This window comes from Proteus terrae, from assembly GCF_003144325.1.
Taxonomy (GTDB): Bacteria; Pseudomonadota; Gammaproteobacteria; order Enterobacterales; family Enterobacteriaceae; genus Proteus; species Proteus terrae.
In genome coordinates this window covers 1-16,980 of the sequence record NZ_PENS01000010.1, presented here as the reverse complement: position 1 = coordinate 16,980, position 16,980 = coordinate 1, and the positions used below count along the sequence as shown (strand labels likewise).

The 16,980-nt window shown below is 37.7% G+C and carries 13 protein-coding genes and 1 rRNA gene; 12 read left to right on the top strand and 2 right to left on the bottom strand.

Going from position 1 to position 16,980, the window contains the following annotated elements:
* The first annotated feature begins 362 nt into the window (after nucleotides 1-362).
* The 8 genes from DK857_RS11055 to emrB all read left to right on the top strand — a co-directional run bounded on the left by DK857_RS11055 (nucleotide 363) and on the right by emrB (nucleotide 9,917).
* Nucleotides 363-998: a CDP-alcohol phosphatidyltransferase family protein gene (locus DK857_RS11055; protein ID WP_109393399.1), complete on the top strand. Its 636-nt coding sequence runs from the start codon at nucleotides 363-365 to the stop codon at nucleotides 996-998.
* Nucleotides 995-2,764, top strand: coding sequence for a bifunctional alpha/beta hydrolase/class I SAM-dependent methyltransferase (locus DK857_RS11050; RefSeq protein WP_109393398.1), 1,770 nt, complete (start codon nucleotides 995-997; stop codon nucleotides 2,762-2,764). The genes DK857_RS11055 and DK857_RS11050 overlap by 4 nt, the downstream gene beginning before the upstream one ends.
* A 104-nt stretch (nucleotides 2,765-2,868) precedes the next feature.
* Nucleotides 2,869-4,200 carry a phosphatase PAP2/dual specificity phosphatase family protein gene (locus DK857_RS11045; RefSeq protein ID WP_109402202.1) on the top strand — a complete coding sequence of 444 codons (1,332 nt, stop codon included), beginning with the start codon at nucleotides 2,869-2,871 and terminating at the stop codon, nucleotides 4,198-4,200.
* Nucleotides 4,201-4,210: 10 nt separating this feature from the next.
* On the top strand, nucleotides 4,211-4,618 hold the full coding sequence (locus tag DK857_RS11040; protein ID WP_109402201.1) for a hypothetical protein: 408 nt from the start codon (nucleotides 4,211-4,213) through the stop codon (nucleotides 4,616-4,618).
* Nucleotides 4,619-4,784: 166 nt separating this feature from the next.
* Nucleotides 4,785-5,993 (top strand): MFS transporter, encoded by a 1,209-nt coding sequence (locus tag DK857_RS11035; protein ID WP_109402200.1) that lies wholly within the window; start codon nucleotides 4,785-4,787, stop codon nucleotides 5,991-5,993.
* Between the two features lie 492 nt (nucleotides 5,994-6,485).
* Nucleotides 6,486-7,013 (top strand): transcriptional repressor MprA, encoded by a 528-nt coding sequence (gene mprA, locus DK857_RS11030; RefSeq protein ID WP_023581117.1) that lies wholly within the window; start codon nucleotides 6,486-6,488, stop codon nucleotides 7,011-7,013.
* A gap of 192 nt (nucleotides 7,014-7,205) precedes the next feature.
* Nucleotides 7,206-8,384, top strand: coding sequence for a multidrug efflux MFS transporter periplasmic adaptor subunit EmrA (gene emrA, locus DK857_RS11025; protein ID WP_109393394.1), 1,179 nt, complete (start codon nucleotides 7,206-7,208; stop codon nucleotides 8,382-8,384).
* A gap of 15 nt (nucleotides 8,385-8,399) precedes the next feature.
* Nucleotides 8,400-9,917, top strand: a complete 1,518-nt coding sequence (gene emrB, locus DK857_RS11020; RefSeq protein ID WP_109402199.1) for a multidrug efflux MFS transporter permease subunit EmrB — start codon at nucleotides 8,400-8,402, stop codon at nucleotides 9,915-9,917.
* A gap of 94 nt (nucleotides 9,918-10,011) precedes the next feature.
* Here emrB and DK857_RS11015 read toward each other — a convergent pair whose 3' ends face one another.
* Nucleotides 10,012-11,175, bottom strand: coding sequence for a tRNA/rRNA methyltransferase (locus tag DK857_RS11015; RefSeq protein WP_100159391.1), 1,164 nt, complete (start codon nucleotides 11,173-11,175; stop codon nucleotides 10,012-10,014).
* A gap of 230 nt (nucleotides 11,176-11,405) precedes the next feature.
* Between DK857_RS11015 and DK857_RS11010 the strand changes: the two genes are divergently transcribed.
* The 4 genes from DK857_RS11010 to DK857_RS10995 all read left to right on the top strand — a co-directional run bounded on the left by DK857_RS11010 (nucleotide 11,406) and on the right by DK857_RS10995 (nucleotide 16,830).
* A complete protein-coding gene (locus DK857_RS11010) occupies nucleotides 11,406-12,107 on the top strand; it encodes a tRNA-uridine aminocarboxypropyltransferase (RefSeq protein ID WP_109393392.1) in 702 nt (233 codons plus the stop codon).
* Nucleotides 12,108-12,135: 28 nt separating this feature from the next.
* Nucleotides 12,136-14,805, top strand: coding sequence for a bifunctional acetate--CoA ligase family protein/GNAT family N-acetyltransferase (locus DK857_RS11005; RefSeq protein ID WP_109402198.1), 2,670 nt, complete (start codon nucleotides 12,136-12,138; stop codon nucleotides 14,803-14,805).
* 178 nt (nucleotides 14,806-14,983) lie between these two features.
* Entirely contained in the window at nucleotides 14,984-16,342 is a 1,359-nt protein-coding gene (gene pssA, locus DK857_RS11000; RefSeq protein ID WP_109393390.1) for a CDP-diacylglycerol--serine O-phosphatidyltransferase, read from the top strand.
* Between the two features lie 140 nt (nucleotides 16,343-16,482).
* Nucleotides 16,483-16,830 carry a YfiM family lipoprotein gene (locus DK857_RS10995; RefSeq protein WP_109402197.1) on the top strand — a complete coding sequence of 116 codons (348 nt, stop codon included), beginning with the start codon at nucleotides 16,483-16,485 and terminating at the stop codon, nucleotides 16,828-16,830.
* A gap of 76 nt (nucleotides 16,831-16,906) precedes the next feature.
* Here DK857_RS10995 and rrf read toward each other — a convergent pair.
* A 5S ribosomal RNA gene (rrf, locus tag DK857_RS19650) occupies nucleotides 16,907-16,980 on the bottom strand; the annotation flags it as partial.

Sequence of the window (16,980 nt, the reverse complement as noted above, 5' to 3'; positions counted from 1 at the left end):
AATTGAACTGATTTCTTTAGTTATTATAAGGTGTTTAATATCTCTTTTTTTTCATTTTCCTCACTTAATTCCCTAATTATAATTACGTACATATTACTAAAGAAAAATTAATCATTTTTAAAATAAAGAGAATAAAACAGACACGGAACAGTCTGATAATTACAATTTTGCGGATCTTATTTTCTCTTTATTTTGAGAGCTAAATAATTATTAACTCAAGTAAATTTTAAGCCTTAGTTTTATGTTTAAATCGTAAATAAATTAAAGTATTGAAATAAAGATATTCAATGAGATAAAAATCAGCTAATAATAAAATTATAATTATGAGGTAATATACGCACTTTTGAACACAAGGATGCGTCATGACAATTTATGACCTAAAACCCAAATTTCAAGCTCTATTACGCCCTTATGTAGAACAGTTATTCACAAAAGGGATCACAGCAAATCAGGTCACACTTTTTGCCTTACTGTTATCCATTGCTGTTGGTGGATTACTGTTGCTTTATCCTTATCCCCATTTATTTTTATTGCTCCCTTTTGTCCTCTTTTTTCGTATGGCGCTTAATGCCATAGATGGCATGCTTGCACGAGAACATAATCAAAAAAGTGCGCTTGGGGCGATATTAAATGAAGCCAGCGATGTTATTTCAGACATTGCACTCTATCTACCTTTTGCTTTTATTTTTCCACAAGCCTATTGGTGGATCATGCTGGCACTCTTTTTAATGATAATGACTGAGTTTTTAGGCGTGCTTGCCCAAACTATTCATGCGTCTCGTCGCTATGATGGTCCGATGGGAAAAAGTGATAGAGCCTTTATTTTCGGTGCTATCGCTTTTTTTATCGGATTATTCCCCTCCCTGACATTATCAGAAAACACGCATTATCTTTTTATTATTATTAATTTATTACTTTTGTTGACTTGTTATCACCGAATTCATCGCGCACTAAAAGAATCAACGATGACAGATAAAGATAAGGATACATCGTTATGAATCAACAACCGCAATATCAAACTCAAAGGAATATGTTTGAGTCTGAATTTACCACCAGCGATAAAACACCTTTGTATTATCGCCATTGGCCTGCTCAAATTACCACTGAACCAAAAGCAATTATTTTATTTCACCGAGGCCATGAACACTCAGGTCGTGTTTCTCATCTAGTGGATGAGTTAGATCTTCCTGATTTTTCAATGTTTGCTTGGGATGCTCGTGGACATGGTAAAAATCAAGGTGCTCGCGGTTATAGCCCATCAATGGGAACTTCAATAAAAGATATAGACGAATTCGTTCATTACGTTTCATCCAACTATAATATTCCAATGGAGAATATTCTGGTTGTTGGTCAAAGTGTAGGCGCCGTTTTAGTTACTGGTTGGGTACACGATTATGCCCCTAAGATCCGCGGTATGGTGTTAGCTTCCCCTGCATTTAAAGTGAAATTATATGTCCCTTTTGCACGCACAGGCCTTGCCTTGATGCAAAAAGCTCGTGGGCTCTTTTATGTTAATTCATACGTGAAAGCCAAATACTTAACCCATGATCAAAGTCGCATCGACTCTTTTAACCAAGACTCGCTGATCACTCGTCCTATTGCCGTCAATATTTTATTAGAGCTTTATAAAACGGCTGATCGTGTTGTTGAAGATGCAAGTGCAATTACTTTACCAACACAGTTGTTTATTTCAGGCAATGATCATGTGGTCCACGCTAAGCCTCAACATCTTTTCTATGAACGTTTAAACACATCTATCAAAGAAAAGCATGTCTTACCTGGCTTTTACCACGATACTTTAGGTGAGAAAGACAGAGTTATTCCTATCAATAAAATGCGCAGTTTTATTGAAACCTTATTTGCACAACCACTTTATCAACATGATTACCAACATGAAGATACTTGGAGTCATAGTGCAGATGTTTATCGCGCATTACAGACGCCACTTCCTAAATATTGTCCAAAAAGACTTTATTACAAAGTACTTAGCCGTTCTATGAGTACTTTAGGTAAAGCATCTGAAGGTGTTGCTCTAGGTTACGATAAAGGTTTTGATTCTGGATCGACACTGGACTATGTCTATCGTAATCAGCCTCAAGGGAAAGGCTTATTTGGTCGGGTTGTTGATAGACAATATTTAAATAGTATTGGTTGGCAAGGCATTCGCCAACGCAAAATCAATATTGAAAATACTATCCGCTATGCAATTCGCCAATTAATACAAAATAATATGCCTGTGCATATTATGGATATCGCTGCAGGACAAGGTCGCTATCTTTTTGATGCTGTTAATGATTATGGTAAAGTCGATTCGATTTTAATGCGTGATTACAGCACCATTAACGTTGAACAAGGCAATATTGCGATTAAAGAACGCCACTTAGAAGACAAAGTGCGTTTTGAAGAAGGTAACGCCTTTGATGCAGAAAGCTTGAGTGCGGTTTCTCCGTCACCAACTTTAGGTATTGTTAGTGGACTCTATGAATTATTCCCTGAAAATCATCTGCTAAAAGAGTCTTTAAAAGGATTATCTCAAGCAATCCCTAGTGGTGGCTTATTGATTTATACCTGCCAACCTTGGCACCCTCAGCTTGAAATGATTGCTCGTGTATTACCTAGTCACCAAAATGGACAACCTTGGATCATGCGTTGCCGTAGTCAAGGTGAAATGGATGCTTTAGTCAATGAAGCAGGTTTTGAAAAGTTAGATCAACAAATTGATCATTGGGGTATTTTCAGTGTATCGATAGCAAAACGTCGCTAACAGAATACATCATCAATAACCAAACTATCGCTATATGGCAACATATAGCGATAGTTTTAAGCCTTTGTAAAAATAGAAGCATAAACAAAGAAAGGAATTTTAGTATGGGTGGAACCCAACACACTCAAATAACATCATCGAGAAAAAGTATCTGGCTTGCTGGTATTGTATGGCTGTTGTTTCTTGCCCCTTTTTTCTATTTAACTTATATGCAAGTTAATACTTATACTTCCACTTTATCTGATGTTCCTTCTTTTGTTTATTCATGGGAAAAAGCGATCCCTTTTTTACCTTGGACAATCATTCCTTATTGGAGTGTGAATATTGCCTATGGTATTTCACTAATTATTTGTACAACGTTAAGAGAACAATTTATACATGGCCTACGTTTAATTGTTGCCTCTCTTATTGCTTGTGCTGGTTTTTTATTATTCCCTTTAAAATTTAGTTTTATTCGCCCAACAACAGAAGGGTTTTCTGGTTGGTTATTTACCCAATTAGAAGGTTTCGATTTACCTTATAATCAAGCCCCTTCTTTGCACATAATCTTATTGTGGATACTTTGGTTGCGTTTTCGCGCACATACTCCAAAATCATGGCAATGGTTTTTAAATTTATGGTCATTGCTTATTGCTGTTTCTGTACTGACAACGTGGCAACATCACTTTATCGATATTATTACGGGCTTTGGTGTCGGCGTGTTTATCTGTTATTTATTACCAATAAACTCTCGTTGGAAATGGCATTTTACAGGCAGTAAACGCAGTTTACGTATTAGTAAAAACTATGCGTTATCAGCAATGGTGTTTTATCTGTTATCTTTTGGCTTACAAGGTTTCTTTTGGATTTTTCTCTGGCCTGCAATCACATTAACTTTTGTGGCTTTAGGTTATTTAGGGGCAGGCGCTTCTATTTTTCAAAAAAATGCACAAGGTAAAATTCCCCTTTCTGCACAGATAATCCTATTACCTTATCGCTTTTTTGCTTGGTGTACTTATCGCTATTATTTAACTCGTTGCCAAACACCCAGTTTAGTGACTGAAGGTATTTTATTAGGTGGACGCCCTCTTTATAAATTAAAAGCGAACGCCGTATTTGATTTAACCTGTGAGTGGCCAAGAAACAAGTTTAGCCAAAATCAGCTTTATTTAGCGCAACCTCAAATCGATTTATTACCATTATCTCCTGATGATATCAGCAAAGCCATGTTATCTGTGGAACAGCTTAGCCAAGCAGGGACAGTTTATATTCATTGCAAATTAGGCTATTCGCGCAGTGCAACTATTGTAGTTGCATGGTTAGTTTACAGTGGCACAGTAGATACTTTGGAAGAAGCGATAAAACAGGTGTATCAAACACGCCCTCAAGTGATTTTAAATCCAGAAACACAAGAGGCATTACAAATTTGGTATTCGCGTTTCCAACAAAATAAATAACGAGATAACTATGCTGACAACAAAAACCAGCGGTAAAGTGATTGTGTCTTTAACACAAAGTTGGCGCTATTTACTACTTTTATCACTATTACCTTATATAAGCACATGGCCTGTATTTAGCCTTCATTTTCATAATAAAATGGCCTTCTTTGTTGCTTCTCTTTTATTTTTATTTACGCAATATCACCTTTTTCGTTTATGGCTTGATAGCCATTTTTTTCAGGTACTTTATCGCTATCAAGATGATGTTAGCTTTGATGAAAGCCTCTCTACGTTATTTCCTAAACGTCCCAAAAAACAGACAATGGAAGCTCGCTGGCTAGGAACTAAACGTCTATTTTCTTTTGCCTTGATTGGTGTTTCAGTTCAATGGATATGGTGTTTGGCTATGCTCTTTTTTACGCTTTTTAGTTATTAATAAGCTAAAATTAATGTTTATTCATTATATAAAACAATATGTTATAAGAATAAAATCTAAGGTTTTGTATCAAATTAATTGAACATCTCTATCACAGTAATTCTTTTCTCAAAAAAATGACTCATGTTACTATCATTTACCTTACAAATGATTTGTTATGAGTATTATGGAAAACACCGCGCCACAAACATCGCTAAGCAAAGGTCTTATTTTACTTATGGCGGTTGCCACAGGTATGGTTGTTGCCAGTAACTACTATGCACAACCCCTACTGGATTCAATCGCAAACTATTTCCACATATCTGCAACTTTGGCTGGTTTTATAGTTACCACCGCGCAATTAAGTTATGCCGTGGGGTTAATGTTATTAGTGCCTCTTGGCGATATTTTTGAACGTCGCTCACTTATTATTACTATGACATTAATTTCAGCAAGTGGCCTATTAATTACCGCTATGGCATCTAATATTTGGGTGATGTTAATAGGAACTGCGCTCTCAGGTATGTTCTCAGTCGTGGCTCAAATTCTTGTTCCTTTTGCTGCAACCCTTGCTGCACCTCATCAACGAGGAAAAGCGGTCGGCACGATTATGAGTGGTCTTTTACTTGGGATCTTACTGGCGAGAACTGCATCTGGGTTAATGGCGTCATTTACTAATTGGCAGGGTATTTTCTGGGTAGCAAGTATTTTTCTAGCGATTTTAGCTATCACTTTATGGCGTTGCTTGCCCACTTATAAAAGTGAAACAAACTTAAATTATTTCCAGTTGCTAGGTTCCATTTTCAAATTATTTGCAACAACCCCTGTATTAAGAACTCGTTCATTAGTTGGCGCACTTATTTTTGCTCATTTTGGTTTATTGTGGACTTCAATGGCCTTTTTATTGGCTTCTGATCCTTTTAATTACTCAGATGCCGTGATTGGTTTATTTGGTCTTGTGGGTGCCGCAGGTGCATTAATGGCAGGAAAAGCTGGCGTATTAGTGGATAAAGGAAAAGGTAAAAAAACCACCACCGTAGGATTAGTCATCCTCTTTCTCTCTTGGGGTTTTATCATTATTGCACCTTATTATCACTGGATTGGGCTCATCAGCTTTATTATTGGCGTTGTCCTGCTAGACTTAGCTGTTCAGGGTGTTCATGTCACCAATCAGAGCACTATATACCGTATTTTACCTGATGCTAGAAACCGCCTAACTGCCGCTTATATGACAAGCTATTTTATTGGTGGTGCATTAGGATCTTTACTATCAGGCTATGCTTATCATCAATATGGATGGACCGGTGTTTCCATCGCTGGATTAGTCATCGGCGTTATCGGTCTTATTGTTTGGTTTTTAGGTTATAAAAATGATCCAATAATCCACGCCGAATAATATTCAGACCCAAGGATGGGTTATATTATTTCTTCAATCCCACTCTAATCAGAATAAAATGTGAATGTTTTAACAGCGTGATTACTATTGATGTATATCATCATCCCATTCTTTATTAAGAAAATTATATCAATCTTACCAATAAAGCACTATATAAATAATTTCAATTCGGTATTGTCCACATGGTAAGCATTGATGGTGATAATAAATTTATTACGTGTTTTATCGTAAAAAATGATCCCTTTTTTCGCAAATAGACTACTATTCATTGTCAGATAAGTGATAAATTGATTTTATTAACTTATTGTAAAGAGATAAGTACCTATTCTTTTTTTTGTGTTATCATTCAGAAAATTTATGAATCAGGTAACATAATCAAAAAAACATAGTGACTATAAATAATAAAAATTGCTAAATTGTGTGTTTAATATACCATTTAACATGTTGATAACAGCATTATCCTAATTTTCGAAACTAACAAGGTGTCTAAAAATGGAAAGCTCATTTACGCCAACAGAAGAATTACTAAACACTCGCGCTACACAACAGAAATCGCTTAACAAAGATATTCCTTATCAAGAAATTTTGTTAACTCGCCTTTCTATGCATGTTCAAAGCAAACTTCTTGAAAGTCGTAATAATATGTTAAAGTCTCAGGGTATTAACGAGACATTATTTATGGCACTAATGATTTTAGATACGACAGAAAATCGTAGTATTCAACCATCAGAATTAAGTGCAGCTTTAGGCTCTTCAAGAACGAATGCAACACGCATTGCTGATGAGCTTGAAAAGCAAGGCTGGATTGAACGTCGTGAAAGCCATAATGACCGCCGTTGTTTACATCTCCATTTAACTGATGCAGGTGAAGAGTTTTTAAATAGCTTATTACCACCGCAACATCAGTGCTTAAAACAAATCTGGTCTGTATTAGATCAATCTGAACAAAGACAGCTTGAAACGCTAATGCGTAAGTTATTATTACAATTAGATACTTTGGCTGAAAAAGGTTGTGAATAAGTAGCATAATAAATAGTTTTATTGATCTAATCCTATTTAAGCCATAAATCGGCAAACATACTTACCCATTAGCATTTATAATTTACCTTCACGCTAATAATTATTCTAAGATTGACTTTATAATTATGTTTCCAGTTTTAATACTGGAAACATATCTAATGATGTTTTTCTGGTTTTATGGAGATCTTCTAAATGAGTGTTAATGAGGAAACTACCCCCCCTCAGGCTCCCATTCGCAATAAAAAACGAACTCGCCGAAATGTTCTACTGTTGCTAACCATCCTATTTATTGTTGCTGGTGTGGCTTACACCGCTTATTGGTTTATGGTGTTAAGACATCATGAAACAACAGATAATGCTTATGTGACTGGCAATCAAATCATGGTGATGCCACAGATTTCTGGTTCTGTTACCACTGTTTATGTGGATAACACCGATTTTGTAAAAGCGGGTGAACCCTTAGTTTTATTAGATTCAAGTGATGAAAAACTGGCATTAGAAAAAGCAAAAACGGCATTAGCTAATAGTGTTCGTCAAATGCATCAGCAAATTATTAATGGTCGTCAATTAAAAGCAAACATCGTTTTACGTGAAACAGAGCTCACTAAATTACAAAATGATCTTCGCCGCCGTGAAGTTTTAGGTGAACGCAACGTCATTGGTAAAGAAGAACTTCAACACGCCAGAGAAGCTGTTTCTACCGCAAGAGCGGCTTTAGAAGTTGCAAGAGAGCAATATAATGCTAATCAAGCAATTATCTTAAATACTCCAATTGCAAAACAACCTTCTGTTTTACAAGCATCTACCGATGTTCGTAATGCATGGCTTGCCTTAGAACGTACTAAAATTTTAAGCCCAACAGATGGCTATGTTTCACGTCGTAGCGTTCAAGTTGGTGCACAAGTCTCACCTGGTAAACCTTTAATGGCTGTTGTTCCTGTAACGGGTATGTGGATTGATGCCAACTTTAAAGAAACCCAACTCGCGAATATGCGAATTGGTCAACCTGCAAAGATAACAACTGACTTTTACGGTAAAAAAGTCATTTATCACGGCACTGTATTAGGTTTAGATATGGGAACGGGTAGTGCATTCTCATTACTGCCTGCACAAAATGCTAGTGGTAACTGGATAAAAGTCGTTCAACGCTTACCTGTGCGTATTTCATTAGATGAAAAAGAATTAGCAGAGAAGCCTCTGCGTATTGGTCTTTCTTCTGAAGTAACTGTCGATACGATTAACCTTGATGGAAAAGTATTATCACACAGCGAACGCCAAGCACCTGCTTATCATACTGATGCTTTAACAATTGATATGTCAGAGATTAATAAACTGATCAATGAAATCATTGAACAAAATGCAGGACAATAAAGGCGAGGTGTAAAGGTGAGCAAAGAGCCATTACAAGGAGGAAAACTTGCCTTAATGACCATCGCCCTTGCGTTGGCCACCTTTATGCAAGTTCTCGATTCTACAATCGCTAACGTAGCCATTCCAACTATTGCAGGAAACTTAGGTGCCTCTAACTCTCAGGGGACTTGGGTTATTACTTCTTTTGGGGTAGCAAATGCTATTTCTATCCCTATCACTGGTTGGTTAGCAAAACGTATTGGTGAAGTTCGACTCTTTATGTGGTCAACGGCACTTTTTGCGTTAACATCTTGGCTTTGTGGTATTTCACAAAGTCTTGAAATGCTTATTTTCTTTCGTGTACTTCAAGGTTTAGTTGCAGGGCCACTCATTCCTTTATCACAAAGTTTATTATTGAATAACTATCCACCAGCCAAACGAAATATGGCGCTTGCTCTATGGTCAGTGACCATTGTTGTGGCTCCCATTTTAGGACCGATTTTAGGTGGCTATATCAGCGATAACTACCATTGGGGATGGATATTTTTTATTAACGTTCCATTTGGTGTGTTGATTATTATGTGTATATCAAACACCTTAGCTGGACGCGAAACAAAAACTGAAATTAAACCAATAGATACCATTGGCCTTGTTTTACTTGTCGTGGGTATTGGTGCATTACAAATCATGCTCGATCAGGGTAAAGAGCTTGATTGGTTTAATTCGACAGAAATTATAGTCCTCACTATTGTGGCTGTGGTTGCGCTTAGCTTCTTAATTGTTTGGGAGTTAACAGACGATCATCCAGTGATAGATCTTTCCCTCTTTAAGAGTCGAAACTTTACCATTGGCTGTGTCACGCTTAGCCTCGCCTATATGATCTATTTTGGCACCATTGTTTTACTGCCACTGCTTTTACAAGAGGTCTTTGGTTATACAGCAACATGGGCGGGATTAGCATCAGCATCGGTAGGGTTATTACCTTTAATAATCACACCAATTATAGGTAAATTTGGTGGTAAAGTGGATTTACGCTATATCATCAGCTTTAGCTTTATTATGTTTTCTGTGTGTTTTTATTGGCGAGCTTATACCTTCGAGCCTGGAATGGATTTTGCCACTGTGGCATGGCCTCAATTCTGGCAAGGTTTAGCTGTTGCGTGTTTCTTTATGCCATTAACGACAATGACATTATCTGGACTACCTCCAGAAAAAATGGCATCAGCATCAAGTCTTTCAAACTTCTTAAGAACATTGGCAGGGGCAATTGGCGCATCGTTAACCACAACGATTTGGACACAAAGAGAATCACTTCACCATGAAACCTTTGTAGAAAAAATTAACCCACTCGATCCTGATTCGCAAATGGCGTATCAACAAATGAATGATCTTGGTCTTTCAAATGAACAAGCATCTGCATATTTAGCCAAGACGATTACAGAACAGGGATTAATTATTTCAGCCAATGAGATTTTTTGGTTAGCGGCTGGTATTTTCCTTATCATGATGATCGTGGTTTGGTTTGCTAAACCGCCATTCTCACCGGGAAAATAATATAATTAACATAGACCGTATAAATAAAAACCCCGCTTAAACCATAATGATTAAGCGGGGTTTTTGTACTATTCTTTAAAAAACTTTAAAGCAATTAGCCTTGGTGCTGACGCCACCATTCTGCTAATAACACACCAGAAGCTACAGAGACGTTTAAGCTTTCAACGTGGCCAGTACCGCCGATGTAAATGCTCATATCACCTTGATTTAAAGTGCTTTCACTTAAGCCATCTTTCTCTTGACCTAAGATAAGAACCATTTTCGCCGGTAATTGTGCTTTTGATAATGGCACACTGCCTTTGTGACTTGATGTTGCCACCAGCGTATAACCCGCTTTTTTAAATTTATCTAACGTTTGAGCAAAGTTATCAGCATCAATACCTTGGATATATTCTGCACCACCTTCTGCGGTACGAACAGCAGCACCAGACTCTAATACAGCAGAATCAGGAGAGATAACCCCTTTCACACCAAAGTGCGCACAGCTACGCATAATTGCACCTACGTTATGTGGATTACCCACATCTTCAAGTGCTAATACGCAATCATGTTCAGGTGCATCTTTCAGATAGGTTTCTGCATCATGACCAACACGTTTTTTAATTAAGAAGCACACGCCACCATGGTGATCAGTACGAGCGGCTTTCACCATCTCTTCTTCTTCAACAACGTGATAGGCTTTACGGTTTGCTGCCATCCATTTCAATGCATCACGAAAACGTGGTGTCACATCTTGTAAAAACCAAGCACGAACAATCGCATCAGGACGATTTTTAAACATTGCTTGGCAGGCATTTTCACCATAAATGCGTGTCTCTTCTAAACGCTGGCGACGCAACTGTTCAGGATCGATTTGGCTCTTACCAGTAATGCCATCGTGCTCTTTAATTGCCTCTTCACCAGCAGGGCGAGAAACCGTTTTCCACGGAGAAAAACTTCCGCCTTCACTGTCGCGAGAAGGTTTTGATTCATTACGTGATGCGCCACGCCCTGAAGGCTTACCTGCACCGCGGTCATCACGACGAGAAAATTTATTATCACCACGTCTGTTATCGCGATTTTTATCGTCGCGGTTATCGCCACGTCTATTATCACGATTTTTGTCGTCACGGTTGTCACCGCGTTTGTTATCACGGCTATCACCACGACCATTTTCAGGACGGCGGGATGGTTTTTTAGGTTTATTATCGGCGTTGTCCTCACTACGGACATACATTACTTTTACTTTGCCGTTTTTACCTTCATAAGAATCGTTCATTTGTCTCTCCAACTGCAATAGGGGCGCAGATTACATGATAGTTTAGCAACTGTCACCGAGAGAATCACGCAAGGAATCGATAAACTAATCAGGATCAATTGATAATTAACTTCATCTCATAGATAACTAATATATCATTATGATTTATATGATAAAAATACACTGAATAGTTTGTTTGTTTTGAACATGATAATATTCGATTCTTTTTTATAAGTATTGGTTAATCTGTTATGCATGACAATGCAGTCTCTCGACTTCGTCAATACCGACTTTCGATTTCAACCCGCCCTTTTAAAGCGCGAGGTTTTCGTACAAAACGTTGCACTTTTTGCTTATTACCTGAAAAACAGTGTCTTTGCGACACGATTATCAATCAACCAGCAAAAAGCCAATTTTGTTTATTGATGTACGATACTGAAGTGATGAAGCCAAGTAATACGGGGAAATTAATTGCCGATGTATTACCAGACACACAGGCATTTTTATGGTCCCGAACTGAGCCAGAACAGGCTTTGCTTGATCTAATCAATACACCTGATAGGCAAGCTTATGTTGTCTTCCCTGAAAGCTATGCATCAAGTGAACGTGTTGTATACAACCAACTCCCAGCCAATAGCAAACCGCCTTTATTTATCCTCCTTGATGGTACTTGGAGTGAAGCCCGCAAAATGTTTCGCAAAAGCCCTTATCTCGATTCATTGCCTCTTTTTTCTTTAAATGAGGCAATTAAATGCGAGTATGTACTTCGCCAAGCAGCAAGAGAAGATCAACATTGTACAGCAGAAGTTGCTGCTTCTATTTTAGAGAATGTCGGCGATATGCAAGCCTCACAACAGCTTTTTTCTCATTTTAGTTACTTTCGTCAACAATATTTACTTGGAAAACCAGACCGGAGTCAGGCAAAAGAAGATCAAATCAGCTACATTGAATAGCAGTTGATAATGAAACTCTGGAGTGGATATGAGCCAACGAGGTCTTGAAGCACTATTACGTCCTAAATCTATTGCGGTGATTGGTGCCTCTGAAAAATTAGGTCGAGCAGGAACCACCATGATGAAAAATTTGCTCAGTGGTGGATTTAATGGCCCTGTGTTTCCGATTAATCCTGCTCGCAGCTCTGTCTCTGGTGTTTTCACTTATCCTTCTATTGATAAATTACCTCAAGTACCTGATCTCGCGATTATTTGTACACATCATCGTCGCAACCTTGAGTTACTGAAACAATTAGGTGAGTCTGGTTGCAAAGCTGTAATTGTACTTTCTGCACAACCGGAACAATTTCAGCCAATAAAATTACTTTGCCAGCAATATCATATCCGTTTACTTGGCCCAAATAGTTTGGGGCTTTTAGCACCATGGCAAGGTTTAAATGCCAGCTTTTCGCCTCTTCCAGTTAAAAAAGGAAAGCTCGCTTTTATTTCGCAATCAGCTGCTGTCGCCAACACGATTTTAGATTGGGCTTATTATCGCAATATTGGATTTTCTTATTTTATTGCATTAGGTGACAACCAAGATATCCAAGTTGATGATTTACTGGATTTTCTAGCAAGAGACAGTAAAACCAGTGCAATTTTATTGCATCTCGAACATATAAAAGATGCGCGACGTTTTATGTCGGCATCTCGTAGTGCTTCACGCAATAAGCCTATTCTGGTGATAAAGAGTGGTCGAACCCAAAAAGCTCAACTGTTATTAGGTGATACACCAAGTTATGATGTGGCTTATGATGCGGCTTTTCAACGTGCAGGATTATTGCGAGTACAAGATACCCATGAGATGTTTTCTGCCGTTGAAACACTTAGCTATATGACGCCTTTAAAAGGCGAAAGATTGATGATTATGAGTAATGGCTCTGCACCTGCTGCAATGGCCGTTGATGAGCTATTTTTACATTCAGGAAAGCTTGCACAACTTACGGATGAAACAAAACAAAAGCTACAAAATATTATTCAAGAAGAAAATACCATTCGTAATCCACTAAACTTAGGTGATGATACAACCGTTGATCGTTATATTTTAGCATTGAATTGTTTGTTAGATAGCCATGATCATGATGCATTACTCCTTATTCACACACCTAGTGCCATAGCCCCTAGCATTGAAACAGCACAACGAGTCATAGAAGCCATCAATAAACACCCTAGACGTAAATGGCTTACCGTTTTCACTAACTGGGGCGGAGAATATTCATCCCAACAATCGCGTAAATTATTTAGTGAAGCTGGAATTCCAACCTATCGAACACCTGAAGGTGCCGTCACTGCATTTATGCATATGGTGGAATATCGTCGGAATCAAAAGCAGCTAAAAGAAACACCAGCATTGCCTCTAGATATCAAAATGAATACACAGCAAGCACATCGTTGCATTGAAGAGGCATTAAAGAATAAGCAATATCGATTAGACACACACCAAGTTCAGCCAATTATGGAAGCTTACGGTTTTAATACACTTCCTACTTGGATTGCTCATAATGCACAAGAAGCTGTCAATATTGCTGAAAAGATTGGTTACCCTGTTGCACTGAAATTACGTTCTCCTGATATCCCTCATAAGTCCGAAGTACAAGGTGTTATGCTTTATCTTCGAGACAGCACAGAAGTATCATCAGCAGCACATGCTATTATAGAGCGCGTTACAGAGCTATATCCTCAAGCACAAATTCAGGGTTTATTAGTACAAAGTATGGCAAATCGCGCTGGCTCTCAAGAACTACGAGTCGCAATAGAACAAGATCCTATTTTTGGCCCCTTAATTGTCTTAGGTGAAGGGGGGGTTGAGTGGCAAATAGAAACTAAAGCCGCAGTGGCTTTGCCACCTCTTAATATGGCACTTGCCCGCTATCTGGTTATTAATGCAATAAAAAGCGGAAAGATACAGCCTAGAAGCGCTTTACAGCCTCTAAATATATTAAGCCTAAGTCATTTTTTGGTGCAGGTTTCTCACTTACTTTTAGATTGCCCACAAATTGTCAGATTAGATATTCACCCTCTACTGGCTTCAGGTAATGATTTTACATTGCTCGATGTTGCGATGGAGTTAGCGCCACTACAAGGCGATCCTCATCAAAGACTCTCTATTCGCCCTTATCCCAATGAGTTAGAAGAAACATTCTTCCTAAGAGATAACAATCCTTGCTTTATCCGCCCTATTTTGCCGGAAGATGAACCATTACTAAAAACATTTATAAATCAAGTGACAAAAGAAGATCTTTATTATCGCTATTTTAGTGAAATCAGTGAATTTACACATGACGATCTCGCGAATATGACTCAAATTGACTACGATCGAGAAATGGCTTTTGTCGCGATCAGAAATCCAGAAGATCAGCCTGAAATCATTGGTGTTGCTCGTGCAATGGCAGATCCCGATAATCAGCATGCAGAATTTGCTATTCTTGTGCGTTCTGATTTAAAAGGAAACACTTTAGGTCATCAACTTATGACTAAACTTATCAACTATACTAGAGAACATGGTATTAAACGTTTAACCGCGATAACAATGCCTGAAAATCGCAACATGATAAGTTTAGCGAAAAAACTGGGATTTTCTGTTGAAGTACAATTTGATGAAGGAATAGTCAATCTTGATTTACAGCTTGGATCTTCAAACGATAGCCCAATGCTATAATCATTAGAGAAAGTTTCTTTATGTGATTGTTCGCGCATCCTTTGATAAATTAGCTATATAAGATGATTTTATGCGTACATCCCATATAACTAATGTTATGATCAGAATATCGGTTAAAGAAAATCTACATGGACGATGGCTCCATCTGCCATCATAAACAAGAGAATTAAGCACTGTGATGTTGTCTAAACTAAAACTTGCTAAGCATCAACAACACCTTGCACAACTGCCTAAATTAGCTCAGTCAGTTGCTGATGTTGAAACGCTTTATCAGACGTCCGCGTTTCGCAGCACCTTATTGAAATACATTGCTCAAGCAAAGAAAGAGATCTTTATTACAGCTCTTTACCTAGAGCACGATGAGGCTGGTGAAGAGATCCTTGATGCGCTTTACACCGCAAAACAACAACGTCCTGAATTATCCATTACCGTTATTGTTGATTGGCACCGTGCTCAACGTGGGCGTATTGGTGTCTCTGCTGATGCAACAAATGCAGATTGGTACTACCATGTTGCACAGCAACACCCTGATATCGAGATCCCTATTTACGGCATTCCCGTAAACACTCGTGAAGCATTAGGTGTATTACACCTTAAAGGCTTTATCTTTGATGATACGGTTATCTATAGTGGCGCAAGTATTAATAATGTTTACTTGCATAAACTCGATAAATATCGTTATGACAGATATCACATTATCCAAAATAGCGAATTAGCTTCCACAATGAAGCAATTTATCGTGTCTGATCTTTTGCAATCAGAAGCGATTCAACGACTGGATATCAAAGATAGAGTTCGTTGTGCCGAAATTAAAAATTGTATTCGTCAATTTCGTTTCAATTTACGCACTCGTGATGGCTATGATATTAAAGCCAATGCTTCTAACAACGAGCTGGCAGTAACACCTTTAATGGGTTTAGGTAAGAAAAATATCTTAAATAAGACAATTTCTCACCTTATGGCTTCTACTGAAGAAAAACTTGTTATTTGTACACCTTATTTTAATTTACCTGCGATCCTTGTACGCCAAATCAGTCATTTATTAAGAAATGGCAAGCAAGTCGAAATTATTATTGGTGATAAAACAGCAAATGACTTCTATATTCCACCAGAAGAGCCATTTAAAATTATTGGTGCTTTGCCTTATCTCTATGAAATGAACTTGCGTAAATTTACCCAACGTTTCCAGCGGTTTATTGATAGCAATCAATTAACAGTAAGACTTTGGAAAGATAGCGATAATACATATCACTTAAAAGGTATGTGGGTAGATGATAACTGGCAATTAATTACGGGTAATAATCTTAATCCACGTGCATGGGGATTAGATTTAGAAAATGCCATATTAATTCATGATCCTAAACATGAATTACATGAACAACGACACAAAGAGTTAGAATGTATTCGCCAACATACTATTGTCGTGAAACATTACCAAGATCTAGAAAGCATTAAGCTTTATCCTCTAAAAGTGAAAAAATTAATTAAACGCTTACGACGCATTCGTGTTGATAGATTAATCAGCCGCATACTTTAATTAACACTTCATTTGATAAGCCTTGCTAAATTACAGCAAGGCTTTTTTGTTTAATAAAATTATCTTCCCAAATTATCCCTTATCTTTAATAATCTTCTATATTAAAAACACTCTTATCAGTGAAAAGGCTTTTATTTTTTATGAGACTAAAGCTCAAATGTCGTTCTCTGATTATTTTATTATCAATAATAACTTTAAATGGTTGCCAGTCATTTCATTTTGCCAATGATAATTGGAAAGGCAAAGATAAGGCTCAGCATTTCTTATTTTCAATGGCAACATCTGCAGGTGCAAATGCGTATGCAGATCATCAAAATTATGGTCATAGGGAAGGATTATTAATAGGGCTCTCATTTTCGATTAGTTTAGGTGCCGCAAAAGAGCTTTATGATAGTCGTCCAAGAGGGACTGGCTGGAGTTGGCATGATTTTGCTTACGATGTTGCAGGGGCAGTGGCAGGTTCATTACTTTATCAGCAATTAAAATAATTTTTTATTCAGAGTAGCTAAACCTACAAATGCAAAAAAGCCAACCCATTGGGTTGGCTTTTTCGTCTTATTTAATGCCTGGCAGTTCCCTACTCTCACATGGGGAGGCCCCACACTACCATCGGCGCTACAACGTTTCACTTCTGAGTT

Excerpts from the sequence above, each read along its gene's own strand:
- DK857_RS11035 (WP_109402200.1), top strand. The coding sequence starts at position 4,785 with ATGGAAAACACCGCGCCACAAACATCGCTAAGCAAAGGTCTTATTTTA.
- DK857_RS11005 (WP_109402198.1), top strand. The coding sequence starts at position 12,136 with ATGAGCCAACGAGGTCTTGAAGCACTATTACGTCCTAAATCTATTGCG.
- DK857_RS11040 (WP_109402201.1), top strand. The coding sequence starts at position 4,211 with ATGCTGACAACAAAAACCAGCGGTAAAGTGATTGTGTCTTTAACACAA.
- DK857_RS11010 (WP_109393392.1), top strand. The coding sequence starts at position 11,406 with ATGCATGACAATGCAGTCTCTCGACTTCGTCAATACCGACTTTCGATT.
- DK857_RS11055 (WP_109393399.1), top strand. The coding sequence starts at position 363 with ATGACAATTTATGACCTAAAACCCAAATTTCAAGCTCTATTACGCCCT.
- DK857_RS10995 (WP_109402197.1), top strand. The coding sequence starts at position 16,483 with ATGAGACTAAAGCTCAAATGTCGTTCTCTGATTATTTTATTATCAATA.
- DK857_RS11045 (WP_109402202.1), top strand. The coding sequence starts at position 2,869 with ATGGGTGGAACCCAACACACTCAAATAACATCATCGAGAAAAAGTATC.
- DK857_RS11050 (WP_109393398.1), top strand. The coding sequence starts at position 995 with ATGAATCAACAACCGCAATATCAAACTCAAAGGAATATGTTTGAGTCT.
- DK857_RS11015 (WP_100159391.1), bottom strand. The coding sequence starts at position 11,175 with ATGAACGATTCTTATGAAGGTAAAAACGGCAAAGTAAAAGTAATGTAT.
- mprA (WP_023581117.1), top strand. The coding sequence starts at position 6,486 with ATGGAAAGCTCATTTACGCCAACAGAAGAATTACTAAACACTCGCGCT.
- pssA (WP_109393390.1), top strand. The coding sequence starts at position 14,984 with ATGTTGTCTAAACTAAAACTTGCTAAGCATCAACAACACCTTGCACAA.
- emrA (WP_109393394.1), top strand. The coding sequence starts at position 7,206 with ATGAGTGTTAATGAGGAAACTACCCCCCCTCAGGCTCCCATTCGCAAT.